General features: G+C 36.3%; 26 protein-coding genes and 5 tRNA genes. 18 read left to right on the forward strand and 13 right to left on the reverse strand.

Annotated elements, in window-relative coordinates; translation table 11 throughout:
* Complete coding sequence (locus CO050_02945) at positions 1-849, forward strand: hypothetical protein (GenBank protein PJC31516.1); 849 nt, start codon at positions 1-3, stop codon at positions 847-849.
* On the opposite strand, the gene lexA is transcribed toward CO050_02945, so the two are convergent.
* Both lexA and CO050_02955 read right to left on the reverse strand, forming a co-directional pair.
* The gene (lexA, locus tag CO050_02950; GenBank protein PJC31517.1) at positions 833-1465 is read right to left on the reverse strand and encodes a repressor LexA; all 633 of its coding nucleotides are present in this window, start codon (positions 1463-1465) and stop codon (positions 833-835) included. The genes CO050_02945 and lexA overlap by 17 nt on opposite strands.
* A 29-nt stretch (positions 1466-1494) precedes the next feature.
* Positions 1495-3540: an excinuclease ABC subunit B gene (locus tag CO050_02955; GenBank protein PJC31518.1), complete on the reverse strand. Its 2046-nt coding sequence runs from the start codon at positions 3538-3540 to the stop codon at positions 1495-1497.
* 238 nt (positions 3541-3778) lie between these two features.
* On the opposite strand from CO050_02955, the gene CO050_02960 reads away from it, so the two are divergent.
* Genes CO050_02960 through CO050_02990 form a run of 7 tightly spaced genes read left to right on the forward strand, consistent with a single transcriptional unit; the run spans position 3779 to position 12653 of the window.
* Positions 3779-6667: an excinuclease ABC subunit UvrA gene (locus CO050_02960; protein ID PJC31519.1), complete on the forward strand. Its 2889-nt coding sequence runs from the start codon at positions 3779-3781 to the stop codon at positions 6665-6667.
* A gap of 30 nt (positions 6668-6697) precedes the next feature.
* Complete coding sequence (locus tag CO050_02965) at positions 6698-7543, forward strand: hypothetical protein (GenBank protein PJC31520.1); 846 nt, start codon at positions 6698-6700, stop codon at positions 7541-7543.
* A 51-nt stretch (positions 7544-7594) separates the two neighbouring features.
* On the forward strand, positions 7595-9412 hold the full coding sequence (locus CO050_02970) for a hypothetical protein (GenBank protein ID PJC31521.1): 1818 nt from the start codon (positions 7595-7597) through the stop codon (positions 9410-9412).
* Positions 9397-10698 carry a hypothetical protein gene (locus tag CO050_02975; protein ID PJC31522.1) on the forward strand — a complete coding sequence of 434 codons (1302 nt, stop codon included), beginning with the start codon at positions 9397-9399 and terminating at the stop codon, positions 10696-10698. The genes CO050_02970 and CO050_02975 overlap by 16 nt, the downstream gene beginning before the upstream one ends.
* Positions 10677-11096, forward strand: a complete 420-nt coding sequence (locus tag CO050_02980) for a hypothetical protein (GenBank protein PJC31523.1) — start codon at positions 10677-10679, stop codon at positions 11094-11096. The genes CO050_02975 and CO050_02980 overlap by 22 nt, the downstream gene beginning before the upstream one ends.
* 5 nt (positions 11097-11101) lie before the next feature.
* Positions 11102-11308, forward strand: coding sequence for a preprotein translocase subunit SecG (gene secG, locus CO050_02985; GenBank protein PJC31524.1), 207 nt, complete (start codon positions 11102-11104; stop codon positions 11306-11308).
* Position 11309: 1 nt separating this feature from the next.
* On the forward strand, positions 11310-12653 hold the full coding sequence (locus CO050_02990; protein ID PJC31525.1) for a hypothetical protein: 1344 nt from the start codon (positions 11310-11312) through the stop codon (positions 12651-12653).
* Between the two features lie 181 nt (positions 12654-12834).
* Here the strand turns inward: CO050_02990 and CO050_02995 are convergent, their stop codons facing one another.
* The 6 genes from CO050_02995 to CO050_03020 all read right to left on the reverse strand — a co-directional run bounded on the left by CO050_02995 (position 12835) and on the right by CO050_03020 (position 14259).
* Positions 12835-13023 carry a hypothetical protein gene (locus CO050_02995; GenBank protein ID PJC31526.1) on the reverse strand — a complete coding sequence of 63 codons (189 nt, stop codon included), beginning with the start codon at positions 13021-13023 and terminating at the stop codon, positions 12835-12837.
* Between the two features lie 58 nt (positions 13024-13081).
* Positions 13082-13167: transfer RNA gene (locus CO050_03000), tRNA-Leu, on the reverse strand.
* A 13-nt stretch (positions 13168-13180) separates the two neighbouring features.
* Positions 13181-13253, reverse strand: a tRNA-Phe gene (locus CO050_03005).
* A gap of 1 nt (position 13254) precedes the next feature.
* Positions 13255-13330 (reverse strand) — tRNA-Val (locus CO050_03010).
* A 24-nt stretch (positions 13331-13354) separates the two neighbouring features.
* Positions 13355-13735, reverse strand: a complete 381-nt coding sequence (locus tag CO050_03015) for a hypothetical protein (GenBank protein PJC31527.1) — start codon at positions 13733-13735, stop codon at positions 13355-13357.
* Positions 13735-14259 (reverse strand): hypothetical protein, encoded by a 525-nt coding sequence (locus tag CO050_03020; protein ID PJC31528.1) that lies wholly within the window; start codon positions 14257-14259, stop codon positions 13735-13737. Before CO050_03020 ends, CO050_03015 begins: the two co-directional genes overlap by 1 nt.
* A gap of 80 nt (positions 14260-14339) precedes the next feature.
* Here CO050_03020 and CO050_03025 point away from each other — a divergent pair, with 80 nt between their 5' ends.
* The 4 genes from CO050_03025 (at position 14340) to CO050_03040 (ending at position 15933) form a co-directional block, all read left to right on the forward strand.
* Positions 14340-14699 (forward strand): RNA-binding protein, encoded by a 360-nt coding sequence (locus CO050_03025; GenBank protein ID PJC31529.1) that lies wholly within the window; start codon positions 14340-14342, stop codon positions 14697-14699.
* 65 nt (positions 14700-14764) lie between these two features.
* The gene (locus CO050_03030) at positions 14765-14968 is read left to right on the forward strand and encodes a hypothetical protein (GenBank protein ID PJC31530.1); all 204 of its coding nucleotides are present in this window, start codon (positions 14765-14767) and stop codon (positions 14966-14968) included.
* On the forward strand, positions 14952-15155 hold the full coding sequence (locus CO050_03035) for a hypothetical protein (GenBank protein ID PJC31531.1): 204 nt from the start codon (positions 14952-14954) through the stop codon (positions 15153-15155). Before CO050_03030 ends, CO050_03035 begins: the two co-directional genes overlap by 17 nt.
* Before the next feature lie 88 nt (positions 15156-15243).
* On the forward strand, positions 15244-15933 hold the full coding sequence (locus CO050_03040; protein PJC31532.1) for a hypothetical protein: 690 nt from the start codon (positions 15244-15246) through the stop codon (positions 15931-15933).
* A 233-nt stretch (positions 15934-16166) separates the two neighbouring features.
* On the opposite strand, the gene CO050_03045 is transcribed toward CO050_03040, so the two are convergent.
* Positions 16167-17441 carry a hypothetical protein gene (locus CO050_03045; GenBank protein ID PJC31533.1) on the reverse strand — a complete coding sequence of 425 codons (1275 nt, stop codon included), beginning with the start codon at positions 17439-17441 and terminating at the stop codon, positions 16167-16169.
* 901 nt (positions 17442-18342) lie between these two features.
* Here CO050_03045 and CO050_03050 point away from each other — a divergent pair.
* Together CO050_03050 and CO050_03055 are read left to right on the forward strand one after the other, a co-directional pair.
* Entirely contained in the window at positions 18343-18534 is a 192-nt protein-coding gene (locus tag CO050_03050; GenBank protein ID PJC31534.1) for a hypothetical protein, read from the forward strand.
* Positions 18535-18540: 6 nt separating this feature from the next.
* Positions 18541-18750 carry a hypothetical protein gene (locus CO050_03055; GenBank protein PJC31535.1) on the forward strand — a complete coding sequence of 70 codons (210 nt, stop codon included), beginning with the start codon at positions 18541-18543 and terminating at the stop codon, positions 18748-18750.
* A 181-nt stretch (positions 18751-18931) separates the two neighbouring features.
* On the opposite strand, the gene CO050_03060 is transcribed toward CO050_03055, so the two are convergent.
* The 3 genes from CO050_03060 to CO050_03070 all read right to left on the reverse strand — a co-directional run bounded on the left by CO050_03060 (position 18932) and on the right by CO050_03070 (position 20246).
* The gene (locus CO050_03060; GenBank protein ID PJC31536.1) at positions 18932-19219 is read right to left on the reverse strand and encodes a hypothetical protein; all 288 of its coding nucleotides are present in this window, start codon (positions 19217-19219) and stop codon (positions 18932-18934) included.
* 87 nt (positions 19220-19306) lie between these two features.
* Positions 19307-19822: a hypothetical protein gene (locus tag CO050_03065; GenBank protein ID PJC31537.1), complete on the reverse strand. Its 516-nt coding sequence runs from the start codon at positions 19820-19822 to the stop codon at positions 19307-19309.
* A 353-nt stretch (positions 19823-20175) separates the two neighbouring features.
* A tRNA-Gln gene (locus CO050_03070) sits at positions 20176-20246 on the reverse strand.
* 24 nt (positions 20247-20270) lie between these two features.
* On the opposite strand from CO050_03070, the gene CO050_03075 reads away from it, so the two are divergent.
* The 3 genes from CO050_03075 (at position 20271) to CO050_03085 (ending at position 20966) form a co-directional block, all read left to right on the forward strand.
* On the forward strand, positions 20271-20543 hold the full coding sequence (locus tag CO050_03075; protein PJC31538.1) for a hypothetical protein: 273 nt from the start codon (positions 20271-20273) through the stop codon (positions 20541-20543).
* A gap of 56 nt (positions 20544-20599) precedes the next feature.
* Positions 20600-20675, forward strand: a tRNA-Gly gene (locus tag CO050_03080).
* A gap of 60 nt (positions 20676-20735) precedes the next feature.
* Positions 20736-20966, forward strand: coding sequence for a hypothetical protein (locus tag CO050_03085; protein ID PJC31539.1), 231 nt, complete (start codon positions 20736-20738; stop codon positions 20964-20966).
* On the opposite strand, the gene CO050_03090 is transcribed toward CO050_03085, so the two are convergent.
* The gene (locus tag CO050_03090; GenBank protein PJC31540.1) at positions 20932-21387 is read right to left on the reverse strand and encodes a hypothetical protein; all 456 of its coding nucleotides are present in this window, start codon (positions 21385-21387) and stop codon (positions 20932-20934) included. The two genes, CO050_03085 and CO050_03090, sit on opposite strands and share 35 nt — an antisense overlap.
* Before the next feature lie 514 nt (positions 21388-21901).
* Between CO050_03090 and CO050_03095 the strand changes: the two genes are divergently transcribed.
* Positions 21902-22948 carry a hypothetical protein gene (locus tag CO050_03095; protein PJC31541.1) on the forward strand — a complete coding sequence of 349 codons (1047 nt, stop codon included), beginning with the start codon at positions 21902-21904 and terminating at the stop codon, positions 22946-22948.
* Positions 22949-23238: the final 290 nt, after the last annotated feature.

A 23238-nucleotide genomic window follows, 5' to 3' on the forward strand; every position in this document is an offset into this window, starting at 1 on the left:
GTGGATAGACAAAGAATAACGATAACATTAAAGTCTGATTTACTTACAAAAGTGGATGAGAGTATAGACGGAACAACCATACGTAACCGGTCCCATGCTATCGAGTATTTATTAACAAAAGCAGTTGCCCCTCCAATTTCTCAGGCTGTTATTTTAGCAGGTGGGCTGGGCGTTAAAATGAGACCAGTTACCTATGAAATCCCTAAAGCTTTAATACCAGTTAAAGGCAAACCATTGCTTGAATATATGATTGAATCTTTGAGAGAAGCAGAAATAAGAGAGATTATATTAGCAATTGGACATTTAGGTAGCAAAATTAAAGATCACTTTGGAAATGGCTCGAAATTTGGAGTCAAGATTACTTATAGTGAAGAGAATAGTAATCTAGGAACAGCTGGAGCCTTAGCTAATTGTTATAGCCTGCTTGAGCAGAAACCTTTTGTTATATTGCATGGTGACATTCTTGTAGACCTAAACTTTAGAGAGCTTATTTCTTTTCATCAAAATAATAAACGAAATGTTGCCACCTTGGTTATCACCACCAAATCTGATCCTACGTCATACGGTAATGTCCAATTAGTAGGAACTAAAATTGTTGAATTTATTGAAAAACCCACTAAAAAACAGACATCTTCCCATTTAATTTCAGGTGGAGTTTATGTATGCGAACCTGAAATCTTTGACTTTATACCAGAAAAACACCCAGCAATGTTGGAGGACGTATTCCCACAGCTAGCGAAGCAAGGTAGGTTGTGTGGCTTTTTGTTTGCGGGAAAATGGTACGATGTTACTACTCCAAAAAACTACGAAAAAGCCATTTCTAACTGGAAAATTAGTAGCTCCGAATAACTAAAAGAGCTCTCCCATGTATTTGAACATTCTCCGTTAAAGTATTATTAATGGGGTTTATTGCAGATTCAAGTTTGTATGATTTTTCCTGTTGGTAAACTGTTCTTATGGTAGCAGTTCCATTGTTAATAACTACTAGATAAACTTTTCCATCTTCAACCACTTCGGTATATTGAAAGATTATAATGTCACCCGAGAGTAAGCCTTCTGAAATTAGCTGGGGTCCCCAAACTTCCAATGCATAACAGGTTTCTAGGTTAACTCCAGTTATTAATGAGCTAGATAGCTCAATAGACCCACGAGATGCGCCTCCTTCAACTAGTGGGGTGGTCCCTGTAATCTTACCAAGTACTTGGATAGTTATTGTTGAGGTACTTAGCTCATCTTCTTGGTTTAAAACAACCAAGCCACGTGTTACATTTCTCTGTTTTTGGATATAGCCTTTTTTTTCTAATGCCTTAATATGGTTATGGATAGTTGCAGTAGAAGAAAGCTTAACAGCTTTACCTATCTCTTCGTATGTTGGTGCATAGTCGTTCTGGGAAATATAGCTCTTAATAAAATCTAAAACCTGTTTTTGGCGTGGAGTAAGAGTTTTTTTTGTTGCGCTCGGCATACCGCTATGGTAGCAAATAAACTACGAAATTACAAATTTTTCATACCGGAGATTTTATCTCTAAGAAAACTTGCCTCTTCAAAGTTTAGTTCTCGGGCGGCAGTTTTCATCATTTTTGTGAGCTCTTTAATATATTTGATTTGCTCATTTGGTAGTAGTTGATTGTAGTCTTCGCGGATCATTACCTCTGCCTTCTGCTTTGAGTTTTTATCTTTTTTCGTTCTTTCGATAAGCTTATCTCTAATTGGTTTACTGATACCAGTTGGAGTGATACCATTGTTTATGTTGTACTGCTTTTGTACTTTACGCCTGCGACTAACTTCATCAATAGCTTTTTTCATGGAATTTGTAACTTTGTCTGCGTACATAATAACGTGACCATTTTCGTGGCGTGCTGCTCTACCCATTGTCTGAATAAGGCTAGTTTCGGAGCGAAGAAATCCCTCTTTGTCCGCATCTAGTATCGCTACCAGCGAAACTTCGGGTAGGTCTAATCCTTCTCTTAGCAAATTAATTCCAACTAATACATCATAAGTTCCAAGTCTCAAGTCATCCAAGATGTCTTGTCTGTCTAGGGTATCTACATCAGAATGTAAATATTGAACCTTTAAATTGAGTTTTTCAGCCTCTTGGGCTAGATCTTTATCTAGTCTTTGAAGTTCTTGATAATCACCAATAAATTTACTTAGGTCTTCGGCTATTTTTTTTGTAAAGGTGGTTACAAGAACTCTTTCTCCTTTTTGTTTTCGTATAAGAATCTCTGAGATTAGATCTCTGATCTGGTTCTTACTAGATCTTATTTCAATTTCAGGATCTAATAACCCAGTAGGTCGGACTAGTTGCTGAACGACCTGTTGCGAGAGGCTTTTTTCCCAGTCACTTGGGGTAGCTGATGTATAGATAGTCTGGTGTGTGCGCCGCAGGTATTCATCAAAACGAAGTGGTCTATTATCTATGGCAGCTGGTAAACGAAAACCATAATCTATAAGGGTTTTTTTTCTGGACATATCCCCCTTATACATACCTCTAATCTGGGGAATGGTCATATGGCTTTCGTCTATAACCAAGAGCCAGTTATTTTTGTAGCGATAATTAAAGTAATCCATCAGAGAGTAGGGTGGCTCGCCTGGAGCTCTGCCGTCAAAATATCGTGAGTAGTTTTCGATACCATTAACATACCCAAGCTCATTGAGCATTTCTAAGTCAAAGTTAACTCGCTGATTAAGGCGTTGCGCTTCGATTAGTTTATTTTCGTTCTTAAATTTGTTTACTTGTTCATGAAGATCTCTTCTGATAACTTTGAATGTTTCTTTTTGTTGATCTGGGTCTGCAATGTAGTGTTTAGCAGGAAATAACTCAAACTCGTTTAACTCAGTTTCCTGCATGCCAGTGAGGGGATCTAGTTCGACAATCTTGTAGATTATATTTCCCTTGAGCTGAATCCTATAGGCAATGTCTGTGTAGGCAGGGTAAATATCTATGGAATCACCACGAACTCGAAAGGTACCTCTTACAAATTCATAACTTCCTCTACTGTACTGAAGTTGAGTTAATTTAGAGAATAGGTCTATGCGATCAAGTTGATCTTTTACTTTAAGTTTAATGGCAAAATAGCCATATTTTTCGGGTGAGCCAATGTTATATATTGAGGAAACAGATGCAACAACTAATGTATCTGATCTGGTAAGAAGATTGGCAGTAGCTTTAAGCCTTAGCTTGTCTATCTCCTCATTTATAGCAGTCTCTTTTTCTATATATGTGTCTGAGTGAGGAATATATGCTTCAGGCTGGTAATAATCATAATAGGATACAAAATAGGAGATGGCATTCTCTGGAAAAAAATCCCTAAATTCTTGATATAGCTGACCAGCTAAAGTCTTGTTGTGAGAAATGACTAAAGTAGGTAGATTAAGCTTGTGAATTACATTGGCTACTGTAAAAGTCTTTCCACTACCTGTTACTCCCAGAAGAACCTGGTGCTTATGCTTGACTTTAATACCTTCTATTAGTTTATCTATTGCCTCTGGCTGATCACCAGTAGGCTTAAAGGATGATACTAGCTTAAATTTGTTCATCAACGCCCTATTTTAACAGGAAGTTGGTATGTTGCTACTGGAGCTTGTCCTGGCTCTATTAAAAACTGAGTTTTTAATAGATTGTTAAATTGGAACCCACTCCAGGAGTGGGTTAGGTTGACACCTCGGGAATATCGGGCGCTCAACCTAAAGCTAAGCCATTCATTGCATGAAAGGCTTAGCTTTGTTTCGCTTGGATTATGGCAGGAAGTTGATCTCCTGTTATAATTGTTAGCTTGTGGCAGATATAGTTATCAAAGGGGCGAGACAGCATAATTTAAAGGGAATAGATCTTACTATTCCTAAAAATAAGCTGATTGTATTTACTGGAGTTTCCGGAAGTGGAAAAAGCTCCTTAGCCTTTGATACCATCTACGCTGAGGGTCAGAGACGGTATGTGGAGTCTCTTTCTTCATATGCAAGGCAGTTCCTGGGAGTAATGGATAAACCGGATGTAGACACGATTGAAGGCTTATCTCCCTCAATATCTATTAGCCAAAAAAATGTATCACATAATCCAAGGTCTACAGTGGGAACAATTACGGAGATTTATGATTATTTAAGACTGTTATTTGCTAGAGTAGGTCACCCTCATTGCCCCAACTGTGGAAAAGAAATTCAGATGCAAGACATTGACCAGATCACTAATTCAGCTCATGAGTTGATTAAGTTGGCAACTAAAAAGGCGGGGAAAAGAGGTAGCAGGTGGATGATTTTAGCCCCTGTTGTAAGAGGTAGAAGGGGTGAATTTACCCAGTTATTTGATAACGTAAAAGCTAAAGGATTTACCTCGATTCGCATAGATGGAAGAGTATATGCGGTTGAAGATGATCTGGTTCTGATTAAAACTAATAGACATAATATCGAAGTTGTAGTAGATAGGTTTATTGTTGGTAAAAAAGATTTGGATTTAAATAGGTTTAAAGAAGGACTAGAGCAGGCTTTAGAATTATCAAATGGATTAGTCATTATTGCAGAGATAACTGACGCTTCATTTGAGTTACCGGAGAGACCTAAGGAGTTTGAAGATCACTTATTTTCAGAGCACTTTGCTTGCGCTGACTGCAATTTAAATATCGCAGAGATAGAGCCTAGACTTTTTAGCTTTAACACACCTCATGGAGCATGCAAAAAATGTAATGGTATTGGGAGAATCTTAAAGGTAAGGTCAGAAGTTGTTCTGAATGATAACTTAACAATTTCTGAAGGAGCAATTACTCCAATTGCTAGTCATTTTATTAATGATACTTGGCTGTCAAGACTCATTAAATCTGTATGTGAACAAAATGGCATTCCTTTTAGAGAACAAGTAAGTAGCTTGAGTGTTGCACAGAAAAAGCTATTGATCGAAGGAACTGGTAAAAAACTGTATCGGGTAATGGGTGAGAATAGATACGGTCAGACAACGTCAATCGAAGAGCAGTTCCTGGGCATAACAAATATCTTGGAAAAAAAACATGCAGAGACAGGCTCAAGCTACATGCGTGATCAGATCGAGAGATTCATGCATAGAGAAGTTTGCCCTGACTGTAATGGATCAAGACTTAAAATGGAAGCTCTATCAGTAACAATAGAGGGAATAAATATTGCGCAGTTAACAAATTTTACTATTAAAGATGCCTTTGACTGGATTAAAAGAGCTAAATTCTCTAATAAGGAACAGATAATTTCTAAACCAATTATTAGCGAATTGACAAGTAGATTGGGTTTTCTAAATTCAGTTGGCCTGAATTATCTCACACTGGCAAGAGAAGCGGGCACATTAGCTGGTGGGGAAACTCAAAGAATAGTTTTAGCAAGTCAGATTGGCTCTGGCTTGACCGGAGTGCTCTATGTATTAGATGAGCCATCAATTGGATTACATCAAAGAGATAATGCCAGACTTATAAAGACATTAAAACATCTTCGTGATTTAGATAATACTGTGGTTGTAGTTGAGCATGATCAAGAAACCATGGAAAGTTCTGACTGGATAGTAGACTTTGGACCTGGTGGTGGTAAACATGGTGGAGAGGTCGTTGCGGAAGGGACATATGAGCAGATCAAGAGAAATGATAATTCTCTAACTGGTAAATATTTATCTGGAAAACTTAGAGTTGAACACAAGTCAAAAGCTATAGATAAATCTAAACAAAAATACTTAACTATTACTAATTGTAGCCAGTTTAATCTGCAAAACATAGACGTAGAGTTGCCTTTAGGAAAACTTATCTGTATTACAGGTGTATCAGGAAGCGGTAAATCTACACTTGTTGTCGAAACACTGTATAGAGCACTTAAAAGCAAACTTAACCCCTACTATAAAGATACGCCTGGTAAGTATAAAGATATTTCTGGATATGAACAGACGAAAGCAGTTCAGCTTATAGACCAATCACCAATTGGTAGAACACCAAGATCTAACCCAGTGACATATACAAAGGCTTTTGACTATATTAGAGATGTATTTACAAATACCAAAACAGCTAAAATTCGCGGTTATTCTAAAGGAAGATTTTCTTTTAATGTAAAGGGTGGGCGCTGTGAAGCATGTGAGGGGCAAGGTGAAAATAAAATTGAGATGCAGTTTATGCCAGATGTCTATGTAAAATGCGAAGTTTGCAAAGGAAAAAGGTATAACTCACAGACACTCGATGTTTTGTATAAAGGTAAAAATATAGCCCAGGTACTTGAGATGACAGTTGAGGAGGGTGTTAAATTTTTTAAGGGATACTCGCAAATTAGTAGAAAATTAATAACCCTTGAAGAAGTAGGCCTTGGGTATATTGAACTTGGGCAGCCAGCGCCATTATTGTCTGGCGGAGAGGCACAAAGAGTAAAACTAGCTGCTGAACTATCGAAACATGGAGCTGGATCAACTATATATATACTTGATGAACCTACAACGGGTTTACACTTCCATGACCTAAAAAAGTTACTTTATGTGCTTCATAAGTTAGTAGAAAAAGGAAATACGGTTATCGTAATTGAGCACAATTTAGATATCATTAAAAATGCTGACTGGGTTATTGATCTAGGCCCTGAGGGAGGAGCAGCGGGCGGAAAAATCGTAGCAAAGGGAACACCTTTTGATGTAGCTAAGGTTAAAAGCTCTTATACTGGTCAATATCTAGCAAAACTCAAGTAAGATATAAAGTTTACATGTTAAAATATTTGTATGGAAGTTAAGCAAAATTCTTTAGCAATTTTTGAGAACTTTAAAATTCGTCGCCACTTCAATGAAAAAAGTGAAACATGGTATTTTTCTGTAATTGATATTATTGCAGTTTTAATAGGACAAAAAGACTTTAAGAGAGCAAAAAGTTATTGGACTACTTTAAAAAATCGCCTTAAAAATGAGGGAAATGAAGTGGTCACAAAATGTGACCGGTTGAAAATGTTAGCTAAAGACGGAAAGCTGCGCGAAACAGACGTGGCAAATGTAGAGACCATTCTTCGCTTAATACAGTCTGTTCCTAGCACCAAGGCTGAACCCATTAAACTGTGGCTTGCGAAAGTGGGTTACCAAAGAATGCAAGAAATGACTGATCCAGAGAGAGCCTTGAACAGATCCCGTGAATATTGGCAAAAACAGGGTAGAAGTCAAAAGTGGATTCAGCAAAGAATGATGGGACAGGAAACGCGAAACAAATTAACTGATTATTGGAGTGAACACGGAGTAAATCGGGGTAATGAGTTTGCAATATTAACAAATATTATTCATATAGAATGGAGTGAATTATCAGTGAAGCAGCACAAAAAATTAAAGAGGCTAAAGACACATAACTTACGCGATCATATGAGTGAAGAGGAATTAATTTTTACCGCACTAGCAGAGCTTTCTACAAGAAGAATTGCTGAAACTGATGAAACCGATGGGCTTGAGGAAAATAAAATCCCAGCTAAAAAGGGAGGTAGAATTGCAAAAAATGCGCGACTTGCCCTGGAACAGAAGACTGGTAGGAGTGTGACCACGGGGGAAAATTTTTTGCCTCCAAGTAAGTCAAAGAAAAGACTCAAATAATTTTTTTGTACTCAATTCTAGATAGGACCTGTAGACTGATATAATCTTCTAATGAAATTGTTCGTAAAACTGGTTTTGGTGATCATTATTTTGGTAGTTTCAATGGATAAAGCTTATGCAGAAAATAAATTTAGTAGTACTATAAAAACAGACTACTATCTTCAAGAGGATGGTACTGTAAAAGTTGATCAGAGAGTAATACTAAAAAATTTAACCCCAGATAGTTTTCCTACACAGTATGGAATGATCGTCTATACGGATGATTTAGAATCGGTGGTTGCCAGAGACGGACAAGGCGACATCTTGAAGGATTACCAAAAAGTTGCTGAACAAACTCAGATTAGCCTAAAATTTAATGAAGAGGTTGTTGGTATGGGTTCTGAGCTTAATTTTAGAGTTTCTTATAGTACTAACTCTCTAGTTACAGGCCAAGGAAGAATTAAAGAAGTAAACATTCCTGCCTCTCCTAATTCAGATTCAATAGAAGCGTACACGGCAGTATTACACATACCCGGTAGTTATAGCAAAATAAGAAATTACAAACCCCAGCCTAAACAGCTTGATGAAGAGACAGCTATATGGACCCAAAAAGAGCTGAATAAAACTGGAGCAGTAGTATTTATTGGTGAATCTCAGTATTATGAGGTAAAGCTTGAATATGACATAAAAAATGAAGGTCTAACTAGCATCATTCAAGAAATAACAATTCCTCCAGATACGGCATATCAGAGAGTTATCCTTGAGGATATCATGCCTATTCCAATGAATATTGAAGAAGATAGTGAGGGTAACTGGATAGCAAAATACGACCTTAATCCAAAGCAGGATGTACATATTATACTTAGACTTGCAGTTGAAACTTTTTTTCAACCCAGATCAGAATTTAGATATAAAATGCTGGAAAAAAAATCATATTTAACTGCCCATAAATATTGGGAAGTAAATGATAAAGAATTAAATAAAAAAGGAAATGAGCTAGCTACACCGGAAAACATCTATTTTTTTGTAAAAGATCATCTGACATATAACTATCATAAAATAGATAAAGAGGAAGATCGCTCTGGAGCTGTGGTAGCTTACGCCGATAGTAACAATGCTGTTTCCACAGAATTTACAGATTTATTTATTACATTAGCTAGAGCCGCAGGTATCCCGGCAAGAGAGGTTAATGGCTATGCATACGCAACTAACCCAGATACCCAGCCACAGTCCCTTATTCTTGACCAATTACATACGTGGCCAGAATACTACAATAGTGATCAGCAAATATGGGTGCCTATTGATCCAACTTGGGCAGACACCACAATTGGAGTTGACTATTTTACATCCTTAGATTTTAATCACATAGCTTTTGTTCAAAGAGGTCTATCTTCTACACAGCCACTGCCGGCAGGAATGTTTAGAAATGGAGATGAAACTAAATATATAAAAGTAGAGTTAATTGATGAATTACCAGATACTGAAATTAAAAAAATTAAATTAGAACTAGATATGCCCGAGCAAGCAGCGCTAGGAAGACTTGTTGAGGGTGACTTAATAATTACAAATCCTAATAATTTTGCTTTGTTGAATGTCCTAGTTATCCTTGAGTCACATCCAATAAAAATTAGTAAGCAGTTGCAGGAAATCACAATATTACCTCCTCTATCTAAGACTATAGTTCCATTTGAACTTACACCTTCTTATAGTCTAGATGCCGTAGATAATACAGTGAAAGCAAGCTACATGGGTCAGCATATTGAGCAAACAATCACAATAACCAACTTAAATGAACTAATAAAGCCATATTTAGTAGTAATAGGGATAGGATCTATGCTCTTATTATTAGTTATATATATTATTCGCAAGAAAACATGGAAGAAAAACTAAAAGAACTTCCCCAGAGCCCTGGTGTATATCTATTTCGTAATAAAAAAAAGCAGGTAATTTATGTTGGTAAAAGTGTTCACTTGAGAAGTAGAGTAAGGTCATACTTTCAGAAGAATACACTAGATATAAAAATACTAAGAATGGTTAAGCATATTAGTAGTGTTGATCATGTTGTAACTAATACAGAACTTGAAGCATTAATATTGGAGGCCTATCTTATAAAATCATACAAACCATTCTTCAATAGTATGTTAAAAGATGACAAGCGTTACTTATATATAAAAATTACAACAAATGAAGAGTACCCACGAATTCTCACTTCAAGAAAAGAGGATGACCCAGCATGCGTGTATTTTGGTCCATATCCTTCTTCAAGAGCAGTTGTAGATGTCTTAAAGATTATCAGAAAAGTATTTCCTTATTGTACACAGGGAGGCTCAGGGAAGAGGCGCTGCTTCTATGCACACTTATTATTATGTAACCCCTGTCCGGCAGACATTCAAAAACTTACAAGGGAAGAAAAAGATAAACAAAAAAGAAAATATCGAAGGAATATTAAAAATATTATAGATATTTTAAGTGGAAAAGGTAAAAAAGTAAAAAAAAGATTAGAAATATTAATGAAGTACTATGCTGTAAAAGAAGAATATGAGCAAGCTGGTGAAGCAAAGAGACAGTTGTTCCAGCTTAACTATATTAGTAAATACCAAAGTCAAGGAATTAGGAAGTACCTAGACTCAGTGGATCAAGATGATAATAAGCTATCTGCAGGGGAAGATCTAATTCAAATTCTTAAACCATTTTACCCTTTAACTGAGATATCTAGAATCGAGGGATATGACATCTCAAATACACAAGGTAAAAATCCAACAGGTTCGATGGTAGTATTTGAAAATAGTGAACCAAGTAAAAAAAACTACAGAAGATTTAAAATAACTGGAGGGAATACTCCAGATGATCCTAAAATGATGAGTGAAATGCTTGAGAGAAGATTGAGACATGTTGAATGGACTTATCCTGATGTATTGATGGTTGACGGAGGTAAGCCACAGGTTGGCGCAGCCTTTACACTGCTCAATAAGCTAAACATTAAGATACCAGTTGTAGGATTAGCAAAAAGATTTGAAAAGTTGGTTATTATGGATAAGGGAAAATTGAAAGAACTTGAAATACCTCTAACATCTTCGGCTCTACAACTATTACAACGTTTGAGAGATGAGGCACATAGATTTGCAAATACTTACCATAAGAAACTGCGAGCAAAATCCTATATAATAGAAAAGTGAAGAGATTGCTGCGAAATATTTTGGTGCATACAGTAATTCTGTACTATCTTGTGCAGGCTATTCCAGGAGTAGATCTAGATAATACTTTGCAGGCGGTTGTAGGAGGGGGAGCGATTTTAGCATTACTATTTACTTTTATTCGCCCAGTGTTAAAGATACTCTTTTTACCTATTAATCTTATAACTCTTGGCTTATTTTCAGGCCTTGTAAATGTATTAATCTTATATCTCTTCGATAGATACTATAGTGCTTTTAGTGTTAGTTCGTGGGATTTTGCTGGATATAGCTTTGATGGATTTGTTATCCCAGCAATTGATCTTAATGTTTTTTGGACTTATGTGCTAATTTCTCTTATAATCACATTTGTCAGTTCTTTTCTGAACTGGTTATGTAGTTAGATATTATGGCGATTGTACAATTGATTATTGCATTAATTCTGGCAGGATTGATCCTGTTGCAAGGTGGAGGAGCTGGACTTGGATCAAGCTGGGGAGGAAGTGGCGATTCTTCGTTCAGGTCGCGGCGTGGCATGGAGAAGTTTCTGCTATATCTCACAGCTGGCTTAGCATTTGCCTTTTTTATATCTTCGCTAATAAGCTTATTGCTGTAGTATGTGGAGAAGATTGAGATATATCTCTTGGTTTATGTCTGCTTTTTTTGCTAAACACAAAAATGCTCTTTTTTTAGGCGGTTTGGCATCTTTTCTAGTATTCCTCTTTGCTTGGAGATATAGTCAGGCAGCTTTGCAGATAATATTTAGGCAAAAACAGGTTATTGGAATTGTAGGACAATATACTCCCGCAACACTACCTAGATCAGTTCAAGAAAAAATTTCAGTGGGTTTAACTCAGGTATCTGTTGCTGGTGATGTCATACCAGCTGCAGCGGAATCTTGGGAAATTAGAGATGGTGGCAAAACGTATATCTTTAAGATGAAAAAAAACATTCTTTGGCACAATGGCGAGGAGTTTAAAGCAACAGATGTTAATTATGGATTTAGAGATGCAGATATTTCTTCCATTAATGCAGAGATATTAAGAATAACGCTCAATGAACCCTTTTCTCCTTTACCTTCTTTATTGTCAAAACCTCTATTTAGAGATGGCCTACAGGGACTTGGCCCGCATAGAGTAAGTAGAATTAAGTTTGAGGGGCAGTACATCTCTGAAATTAGATTAGAACCTCTAGATATTGATCTCGATCATCCAGAGATAATTAAATTCTATCCCACACTTTCCCAAGCAGTTACAGCATTTAAGCTGGGTCAAATTGATACATTTGAGACCCTAGAGGGTTCAAATGAATTATTAGACTGGGAAGACTACATTACTGTATCTAAAGAGCCTAATTATGGCCAATTTGTTGCCATTCTTTTTAATACAGATCACGCACCCTTCAATGAAAAGCAGTTTAGGCAGGCATTAGCCTATTCTATATCTGATAAGCTAACAGGTGGTCAGATTAAGAGCCCTATTCCGGACAAGTATTGGGCATATAACACTGCGCTTAAGAAGATAAGCTTTAATGAAGATAAAGCGTTAGAGCTGTTTGGTGAGAGAGCATCAGCTTCAGAGTCAGCTGTTACCTCATTTACTATTTATACTTTTACAGATCTACTGGATACAGCCCATCAATTAAGCGAGGACTGGAAGCTTTTGGGTCTGGAGTCTAATATTAAGTTAGTAAATACAGTTCCAGAGGATTTTGATGTTTTCTTAACTATCATAGAGATACCTGTTGACCCAGATCAATATTCACTCTGGCATTCTATTTCAAATGACACAAATTTAACAAGATATGAAAACCCCAAAATAGATAAGCTTTTAGAAGATGGTAGGAAAACAGTAAATTTACCTGAAAGGAAAGAGATATATGATGAGCTACAGAAATACCTGATGGATGAACTCCCAGCCATCTTCCTCTTCCACCCCACCAAATATACTTTTGAGAGATAAATACAACACCCACTCCAGGATAAATACAACACCCACTCCAGGAGTGGGTTGAGTTGACACCTAAGGATTTTTATTGTGCACCATCTGGGACGATGTTCGAACCTATTTGACCTCAACGATTGATCCGAAAGAGAAGTCTGCACTCATTGTTGCTATTTCTAGATTTAAAACAGATGGATGACTATTTGTTGTTATTATATGCAACAACAATGAAGAAAGCGCCGGAAAAAAGCATTACAATTCCACTAAACCATGCGTTGCTATCAGATCCACTTAACCACATATACATGCCAAATACGCCTGCTATTAACAAAAAGATGCCGAAAACCATTAATAATTTGCCAGTGTCCTTTTTTGAAAGTTGTTTCATATTATCGCGTCAGTTTAACAAAATTTTTGATTTTTGTCAAGTGGGATTTCAAAAATTTTGGTGCCGCGGAGAGGAGTTGAACCTCCACACCCTTTCGGGCACTACCACCTCAAGGTAGCGCGTCTACCATTTCGCCACCGCGGCATATTATGTTATGTGGCAGGACTCAGAGTCGAACTGAGATCTCATGTTTTTCAGACACGCGCCTTGACCACCTTGGCTACCCTGCCGTTGTGACCGCTAAAGGGCTCGAACCTTTGACCTTCTCGATGTAAGCGAGACGCTCTGCCAACTGAGCTAAGCGGTCTTGTGTGAAATTATACCATCAAGATTAATCTTTTAACTTAGATTTGTCTGTTGTAGCTTGGAGAATAATAGCAAGAAAAAGCGTTCCCCATCCAGTAATAAAAAATAGGAAAGGTAATATTTTATATAGCGCACGTTTTAGCCAAACCATAGCACCGCCCTGGGTAAGCGCCATTGAGTTAATAGTTTGCTCTTCAAGAGCACTAACAATATGCTTGTCGTATTCAAAAGCTATAAAAAGAATGATAAATGAAATGAGAAAGAGAACCGTATTGCGATTGGGTTTACCAAGTAGTAGAACTAGAGATATGATTATTCCTAAACCAAATGCAAAAGCATATTGGTTGTGCAGAAATGTGGCGAGCAAAGTACTTGCCGCTTGTTGTTTTAAAGTTACAGCTTCCATTATATACTAGGTTGGAAATTAGTTAGTTCAACCTGATCACCTGTTATTATATTATGCTTTTTTACATAACCCGCATTTACCTCTAAAACTCCGGTGACTGGCTTAGTGGGGGAGTAAATTGGTAATTGATTAATATCTACATTTTGCTCTGGTGGAGGTATGTTAGCTATGGTCTCAATTACCTTTCCATTGCTTATCCAAATAATATCTATAGGAAATAACATGTCTTTCATCCAAAACTTATAAATTGCTGGATTAGAATATACAAATAACATTCCGTGATTTTGGGGTAATGTGGAGCGACCAGATAAGCCCTGCTTCTGATCCTCTAGAGTTTGCATAATCTCAACCTCTAGCTGCTCGTCACCAATTTTAATGGTCTGCGTTGCTTGCTTTGTTGGTACAGGTGTTGCGTTGGGACCCATGGGTGAGTTATTAAAAATGATAGAGGTAAAGAAAGTTATAGCAAGAAATACTAAACCTGCAAGAAGTATAACAATACGGGTGATTAGCTTATTGCTCATTTCTGTTATCTTACCAGAATTTAGTAGCTAATTGTAAAATAGCTGGTACAATATATATAGAAAATGGAGGTGAATAATTAATGGCAATGAAACTTTTTGTAGGGGGCTTATCTTGGGATACCAATGATGACACCTTAAAACAATTTTTTGTAAAAGTAGGTCCTGTAGCTTCCGCATCGGTAATCACAGATAGATATACTGGCAAATCCAGAGGTTTTGGTTTTGTAGAAATGGAAAATGACGCTGATGCTAAAAAAGCTATAGAGGAACTTAATGGTAAAGAGCTAGATGGTCGAGCTATCAATGTAAATGAAGCTAAACCAAGGGAGCCAAGGAATGATTCTTTTAACCGCGGCGGTGGAGGCGGAGGAGGAAGAGATGATCGAAGAGGTGGAGGTGGGGGAGGACGAGATTCTAGAGATAGAAGATCTTCTTATTAACCACTCTTTTTAATTCAAGATATATTATCTTAAAGTAGAGAAAATTTTCATGTTAAATAATCGTGATGTTTTTTTGGTGGGAAAAAGTAAAAGTTTTAAAACCGGGTTTTAAAATAACTATGAAAGATTTATACAAAGGCAATGGGCGTTTGCGCCATGAGAGCCATTTTATTGAGCAGGGTCCGTTTCAAGCGATATCATTCGACTCTTACCAGTCAAAAGAAGTGAATCCTAAGCTTAAGCAAGGACTAAATGTCAGGGCGCTCTAGGGGACACCAGGAAGATGCAAGACGAGAGGCAGTTATTGAGTTTGTTAGGTGTTTACAAGGCAAAAAAGTAGCTCCAACGTCTGATTTATCTGATCATTATAAGTCTACAATGCTCTTGTATGGTGTGTATAAGTCTGCGGTGAATAGATATCTAAACAAGAATCCCTTGATTAATGTAGCTTTTTAAGTTCCAAGAGCAACAAAGATTTTAGTTTCATTATTTGTGTGTCGTTGTTCTTATTTTATCATCTAACTAGTATAATGTTCTCAAGCTAATGAATTTTAAGCTAGTTAATTCATACGAGAATGCGGGAGAGGCAGAGGGGTTGGTTGTTGTTATTGATGTTCTTCGAGCTTTTACTACTTCTTGTTTTATAATTAATAATAATGCAAGGCAACTTATTGCTGTTGATGACTCAGAGACTGCTTTAAAACTCAAGAAAAAATATCCGGAATATATACTAATAGGGGAGAGGAAGGGAATTAAGCCCGAGGGATTTGACCATGGTAATTCTCCACATGAGATAAAAGACATTGATTTTACTGGTAAAACAGTAGTACTTACTACAACAACAGGAACTAAGGGTGTAAATCGGTCTGTTAATGCGGATGAGGTTATAACGGGTAGTTTTGTAAATGCAAAAGCAATATCTAGTTACATACTTAAGACCAAGCCAAGAACTGTTTCTTTTGTCTGTACCGATGATAGTTATTTTGACAATGAAGATTTCTTATGTGCCTCTTACATTAAAAGCTTAATAGAGAAAAAATCGCTTAACTTTACAGAGATTAAAAGTTATATACAAAAACATCCTTGTTCCTATGGATATATAACTAAACCCTTAACCAAATATGCTAGGCAAGATTTTGCCTTTTCTTTAACTGTTGATACCTTTGATTTCATTCTTATGGCAAAGAATCCTAAATCTGAAAATATTATTCTTGAAAAAGTTAGTATAAATTAGTGTCCTTTATTCTGCTGAATAAAGGATCTCAAGCAACTTTTTGACTCTTTATCCTTTGCTCTGCTGATCAAAGGACCTCGTCAACGCTTTGACTCGGGCTGGCGGTTTACGAAAAATGTCGAACTTCATTTGATTAGCTCGTCTCGCCGGAGTTTATCCCGAGCGCAGTCGAAGGGCTATTTTTTGTGCGCGCGATTTTTGCTCGGCGAAGCCGGGCATTATCAAAGATCCCACTAATAGACTTTAACAGTATTTCTGGAGATATCCCCAAAATTTGTAAATTGCTGATTATCTTTTGTTTCAGTATTCAAACCAAATATGTCTCCGCTGTCATGGTTTACATAAATAATTGTTTTATCGTCCGACAACCACCCTTTTATCGTTCCACCATTAGCTCTTTCATCTTCATTCATTAACAACTGCTTTTGTTTACTTGTTGTGTCAAGAATATTAATGTCTAGATTACCTCCATCAAATACAAGTTTTCTACAATCTGATGACGGTATAATAAATCTCATAAACTCAGTCGTTTCATAAATTTGTTCCAATTTCTGAAGATCCCCATCCGTGATATAAATCTTCCTAGTAACTCCTTGTTTAAACGGTTCATAGCTTTCGATAACGGAGCAATTACTATTTAAACTAAAAGAAATGTAATTTGAATAATTAAGTACTGTCCAAAGAGTCGAAGAAGAGTCTTGCAGGTTAACTATTTTTATTATATCACCTGCATTATTTACTATTAATTTATCTGAACTTTTTGTAAAATATATCCATCCGCTCGCTTCACTTATGGCTGCCTTATAAATTATTAATGGTCCGTTTGTTTCTCCTGTTACTAAGTTAAGAACATATAAACCAAACTTTATATTAGGATTGCCTACCCTTTTCTCTTCTGGTCCAAAAATTCCAACTTCTTGAGAAGAAACTTCATATGCTAATAATTTTCCATCACTGGATATCGCAGCAGGTGATACTGATACCCCGAAAAATTTATCGTCCCCACCATTTCCAATCTGAGTAATTTGCTTCAGTTCACTCGTTTCAAAAGTGAATTTATACAGATTGAAGTTTTTACAAAAAATTGCAAATGCTCCATTGGGATCAACTTGAAAATTTTGATTGCAACCGTAATCGGCAGATTCTACATCAATAATTTTGTTAGTTGCTTTGGTATATGGATCGAGTTTCCATAATGAGAACTTATCATAAGTTGTCTCTAATGATCTTGTAAAATATACTAAATTGGGGGCAGATGTCAGTGATTCTGTGTTAGTGATCTGATTGGTAATTGATTTTTTATTAGTTTTCTCCTGTAACGACTGTTTATCTAAGAATTTTATGTAAATAAAAAATCCCAAAACTACCAACAAAATAAAACTACATATTGAAACCAAAATCATCCAATATTTTACCTTTGGTTTTTTTGGACTTATTACTGGTTGACTAATTGGATTTTGTTCGATTTGTTGGGTATTTTGATTCCCAATATTTATTTGATTCTCCATATGTAACTCCAAATGAAAGTATATCATATTTTGATGAGTCAAGTATGTTGCAAATAGGTAACCATTCACGAGTTTACAAAGGATTCAAAGCCGAGCTTTACATAAAATGGATAGCTTGGCTTTAGAATCGGATATAATCGCTTACTTAAGGCAAGACCTTCCATTTCATGAAGGGTCTCGCCTTGTTTCGCTCAGTTTGTTAAATCGTGAATGGTTACGCAAATAGGTATTGTTTTTGTCCTAAAAAATTTGTATATTGTAAGTGGACTCAACAGTTACGAAATTGCTTTTTTTAATGGCGTAATCGGACAACAGAAAGCAATTTCTTGTTGAGTCCACCGGTTACGCCATTTGAGTCAATAAAAAGTTCTTTCCTCCATAGGCGGACAAGTAAAAATTTTGCGTTTTTTCTTTTACGAGCCGACAGTCTTGGAGGCGCGGCGGGTGACCCGCTTCGCCGAATTGAGGAGGGTCATCTTGGAGTGTAAAAAGTTTTAAAACCGGGTTTTAAAATAAGTCAATTCTGATGAATTAGTTTATTTTTGTGTATATCCTTTTGACAATTTTTTTAATAATTCTAAGTCCCCAGTTATGAGTGCTTCTTTTTTGGCTCTTGACCAGCCTTTTATTTGCATTTCTCTGTTCATAGCTTTTTTACGTGTACTAAATGTTTCGTAAAAGACAGGTCTAAATACCTGATTATCTTTAACGTATTTTGCTGTTGGACTATAGCCCTGAGCTTGTCGAAGGGCTGGTGATCGTGGACGACGTTAGAACTAATATCCAGAGCCAAAGAGAGTATATCTATGTTCCAGATCTAAGAGAATACGCTAAGCTCTAGTTCTTTCTTCTCAGGCTAGTTTATTACATATTTACTATGTATTATAGTATAATATCGTCTATGCGTGAAAACAAAGGCGATCAATCTGTTTCAGACAAAGATGCATTATGGTTTGCAGATCAGCTTAATAAGGATCTTACGGGACAAGCTGTTGAACAACAGGACACATCAGATATGCAGTGGCGATTATTTCAATATCTGCAACAGGTGGCAAATAATAATGGCAAAGAGCCTTATTTAGGCAATGGGTAAATAACCATGGGAAAAGAGATAGAACCGATAGTAGATATTGCATCACTTGTTAAGGGGCAAGTGGATTTAACCGATCCCGCACAAGCCCATACAGTGTCGCAGGCAATACAGAAGTTAGGATATTGTCGGGAAACTATGGCAGTGTTAAACCAAAAGCTGACTGGTGAACCCTTTGCAGATATAAGAAACAATATGCAAAGACAGGTTGAAGATTAAGTTGCAACAATTTACCCCAGCCACTACTCATTATAGTTTAACTAAGTATTACACTAATTTTCTAGTTTGTTTGTGTGTTATTTAACGGAAAAAAGGTACTCACCATTTTGTCTTGAACTGAGAAACTAGAACTTGGTAAAACTATTATACTTATAACTAACTAGGTGTTTTTTATGAACTTTTAAGAAAATGTATTAGACAAATTACCTGCAATTTTAATTATGGTCAACACAATAGATACAGTTAAGCTTGATATAATTGTGTCTATTCCAATGTCATAAAATACTTCTTGATTAAAATCTGAAACCATAAACGTATCTCTTGAACCAAATCTATCTTTGTTTTTATATCTGTAATGTAATGAGTGTAGGGCTACATAGACTAGTAGAACCAATCTACCAAATCCATATCCTAATACATAAATGTGGATTATGCCTGATTCTGGGATTTCTCCTAGTTTGTTGAGCATGCCTGACTAGTACCTGTGCGACCTTATAGTATTTAAAACATTCCATTTTAGGCTTTTAATTAGTTCTGATTATTCCTTTTTTTCTCTCTAATGAATGCTTACGTATGCTTTTACAATTGCATCTTCAATTCTCTGTGCGAGAAATTGTGCATCCTCGTAGCTGTTAACTGATGTATTTCTATGTAGATCATAATGCAAAATATTATTCCTACACTCTTGATACACTGTATATATTAAAGGGGGAATTGATTTATCTCTTTTATTATCCTTTAATAAGCTACTTACTGAGTCGTGTTTTGGGTTGAAATATTTATTAACTGCAATATATGGATCTGTTACAAGAAGGGACTCTTTGACAAGTCCAAGATGTATGAGTAGTTTTTTTAAGAAACCTTCAAAACACTTAGCAAGTGGTAGAATGACAAACGAGTAATCAGTAAGATGAATACTATACATTGATTCTTCTCGAAGCAGTTTTTCTGTATCATGTCTAAGTTTTAACAGTCTATTACCCATAAAATAATCAAGCTTACCGCCATACCATGTATGATCTGTTGCGTTCTTTTTAAATCTGCCTTCAGTAAAGTATGCATAAATCGTCACTATTATTAGTATAAGTAAAATGATTACCGTAAAAAAATCCCAAATTTTCGATCTGAGGGCGTTTCTCCTACAAAAGTAAGTCCGATTCCGTACAAGGCCATTAGTAAATAACATCCTATTCCTACAACTACGATAGATGAACTTTTTACTTTTTCCATATTAATAGTAATGCCATAAATTGCAATCTATCTAGAACCTAACTTCTTATTACGGCCACCTATTCAGATCACAATACACCACGGTGAGGTGCTACTCTCATTCTAGTCCAATTATTCAGGGGGATTAGGATTTCCTACGTCATTTCATTCCTAGGATAAACTTCTCATCCTATCCCACAGCTTCGCTTCGCTCAGCTGCCGGGCTAGGATTCGAACCTAGATAAGCAGATCCAAAGTCTACTGTCCTACCATTGAACGACCCGGCAATAGATGTATTTTATCATTAGAGCATGCTTTGTGCTAAAATTATTCTGATTGATAGAATGGAAAATAAGCAATTTTTTCGACATCTATTGTCTATCGGAGCTTTAGGTGGAACCGGAGGTGCGACAGTTAGCATGTTCTTGGATGGTAATATTGATCCAACAAGAGTCGCTATAGCGCTTGTTGGTGTTGGAGCTGGTGCACTGGGATATAAATTATCCCTTGATAATGTTGATCCATTAGTCAGGGATGATATTGAAATCCATGCTCCAGACGATCATAGTTCTTTTCGTATTTAGCGAGACTTCCTGGTAATTTTTTTAAAGCTCACTAATTGGTGTATAATTGTACTTGCGCGGTGGTAGCTCAGTTGGTAGAGCATCTCGTTGCCAACGAGAAGGTCGAGGGTTCGAATCCCTTCCACCGCTCCATAAGTGACAGAAATCACCATAAAATGTACAGTAATTGACATAAGGTGATACAATAAAATCATGAAAAATACGAAAGCACTACTCAAGGCAATTGCATTTTTGATTGATAACTTCTTGATCTATCTGGTTTCCGGCCTGATATCAACCTTTATAAATCCCTATGCTTCTAGTTCAGAAAATCAGTTTAATTCTGTGCTGATTTACATCATCACACTACTTGTTTACATAACTTTTGTTGAATTTAAATTTAATACGACTATTGGTAAAAAGATTCTGAAGATAAATAATTAATCTTTCCCCTAAAATCGCAAAAAAGTTCCTTAACTATTTTGTCAGAAAATGTAAAAGCGTCGAAAACTGTCTCTCGATCAACAAACTTCTTAGCAAAACCCCAAAGCACCGGATTGTCCTCGGCTGGGATATCCAACTCCTGAACTTCTTGGGTATTTATGTCAATCTTTTTGACTTTGTTTGCAGCAACCTTTTTTGTGATTCTTTTTATATTGTAATGAAGATAAGGATTTCTGATGGTATTCTTAAAACTCTTTAGCGCCTCTCTTTGTGTATCTTCAATAATTCCCAGTTTTTTTGCTTCTACTATTGTTGGCCCAAGTTCCATATTTTCTAATCTATCCCATTCGGCCTTATCATAAACACCACCTTTATTTTTTCTAACAATAGCGTGCTTAAGTGAAAACTCTACAGAGGTCATTTGGTATTTCGAGTATAGCACTTATAAAAAACCTCATAACTTGGAACATTAAGATATTCTTTCAACTCATTAAGTTGTACAATCAACTCAGGAGTAATGTAGTACTGTAGACCGATATTGATAAAAGATGAAAATGGTAAATCTGGTTGAAGTAAATATTGTTTGATATATTCATCCAGGCTAAGTAGGTCTACGATCCTGAGCCAAGCCGAAGGATTCGAGCCAATTACGGTCACCAGCTCCAGACGGGATACCCGTGTTCTGAAATGATCGAATTGATTGATAAATCGGGCTAATTTCAAAAAACAGCTCGTCGATGCCTCATTTCTTTCTAATTAGCCCAAACATGACCTAGCCTCAAAATTGGTTCGATTCCCGTCTCCTCGGCACTTTTCCTTCTGAATTTCTCCATTTACATCCCGTTGACACATGTAAACTGAAACAGTTTACTACTTGCATGTACTAGTCAAAACATGCTTGACAATCGACTGATAATCGCCTATTATTTGACTAGATGTTTACTCCAAAATATACGATCACAGATCAGCTTCTTGCAAATATAACTCGTATCAACGGGCTTATTAAAGGTTTAAATGACCGTCGTTTCCCCAAGATCGTCTTAGTAGAATTTGAGAAAACTGCTCGGGAAGTCTCTACCTATGCTTCCACAAGCATTGAAGGGAATCCGCTTCCTTTAACTGAGGTGAAGAAAGTACTCAAATCAAAACCAGATAATATTCGAGATAGCGAAAAAGAAGTTATCAACTATAACCAAGCGCTAGAATCACTTAATCAGCTTTTGGGATCCAATCAGTTAGAATTGTCTGTCAGTCTGATTCTTGATATTCACAAACACGTAATTGAAGGATTACTTCCCGTTTCTGAAACAGGGAAACTCAGAAAACATCCTGTCGTAGTGAATGACCCAAGAACTGGAAAAATAGTTTATTTACCCCCTGAAGTAGAAAGGGTAAAAGAACTTATCAAAGACTTAATTCTCTATATCAACGTTAATGGTAATACCATTGATCCTTTAATCTTGGCCGGTATCTTTCATAAGCAAATGATTATCATCCATCCATTTATGGATGGCAATGGAAGAACCACTAGGTTAGCAACAAAAGTACTTTTGGCTAAAATGGGGTTGGACACCTTCAATTTATTTAGCTTCGAGAACTATTACAACCAAAATGTAACTAAATATTTCCAAATCGTAGGAGAATATGGAGATTATAATGATTTAGTAGATTCGATTGATTTCACGAACTGGCTAGAATATTTTACCAGCGGACTAATAGACGAACTTCTAAGAGTTAATAAACTCCTACCAAATATCGGTAACACTCCAGATACTAAACTTGAAATTCATCACATAAAAATACTTGGATACATCAAGTTGCATGGTTTTATAACAGATAAAAGTTATGCTCAACTTACAAACAGAGCCAGAGCAACGCGCACATTGGATTTTCAAAAACTCCTTGATTTAGGTTTGATAGAGCGTAAAGGCAAAGGTAGATCTACATACTATTCACTGAAAGATTCTACTTCCTCTGTCTGAGGTTGATATGACAACATCAAGTTGTTAAAATGCGATAAGAGTGGTTCAAATAGAAGTGCGTCTCCCGTTCCAAATGTACAGAAGTAAGTTGATATTCTTCTTGATAAAAAAGATAAGAACAATGTTTTCAAGCAGCTAAAAGAAAATGGATTTACTTTAGTTGAACAAAACAAAGTGGGTTTTCACTATACAGAAGCGAAAAAAGAAGGTCTCCTTAAAGTCCACAAAGTACAGATTTGAGGGAATTGAATTTGTAGGAATTCCAATCTCCTCTGCTATTGCTGGAATTA

This window comes from Candidatus Roizmanbacteria bacterium CG_4_9_14_0_2_um_filter_38_17 (assembly GCA_002788855.1).
Lineage (GTDB): Bacteria > Patescibacteriota > Microgenomatia.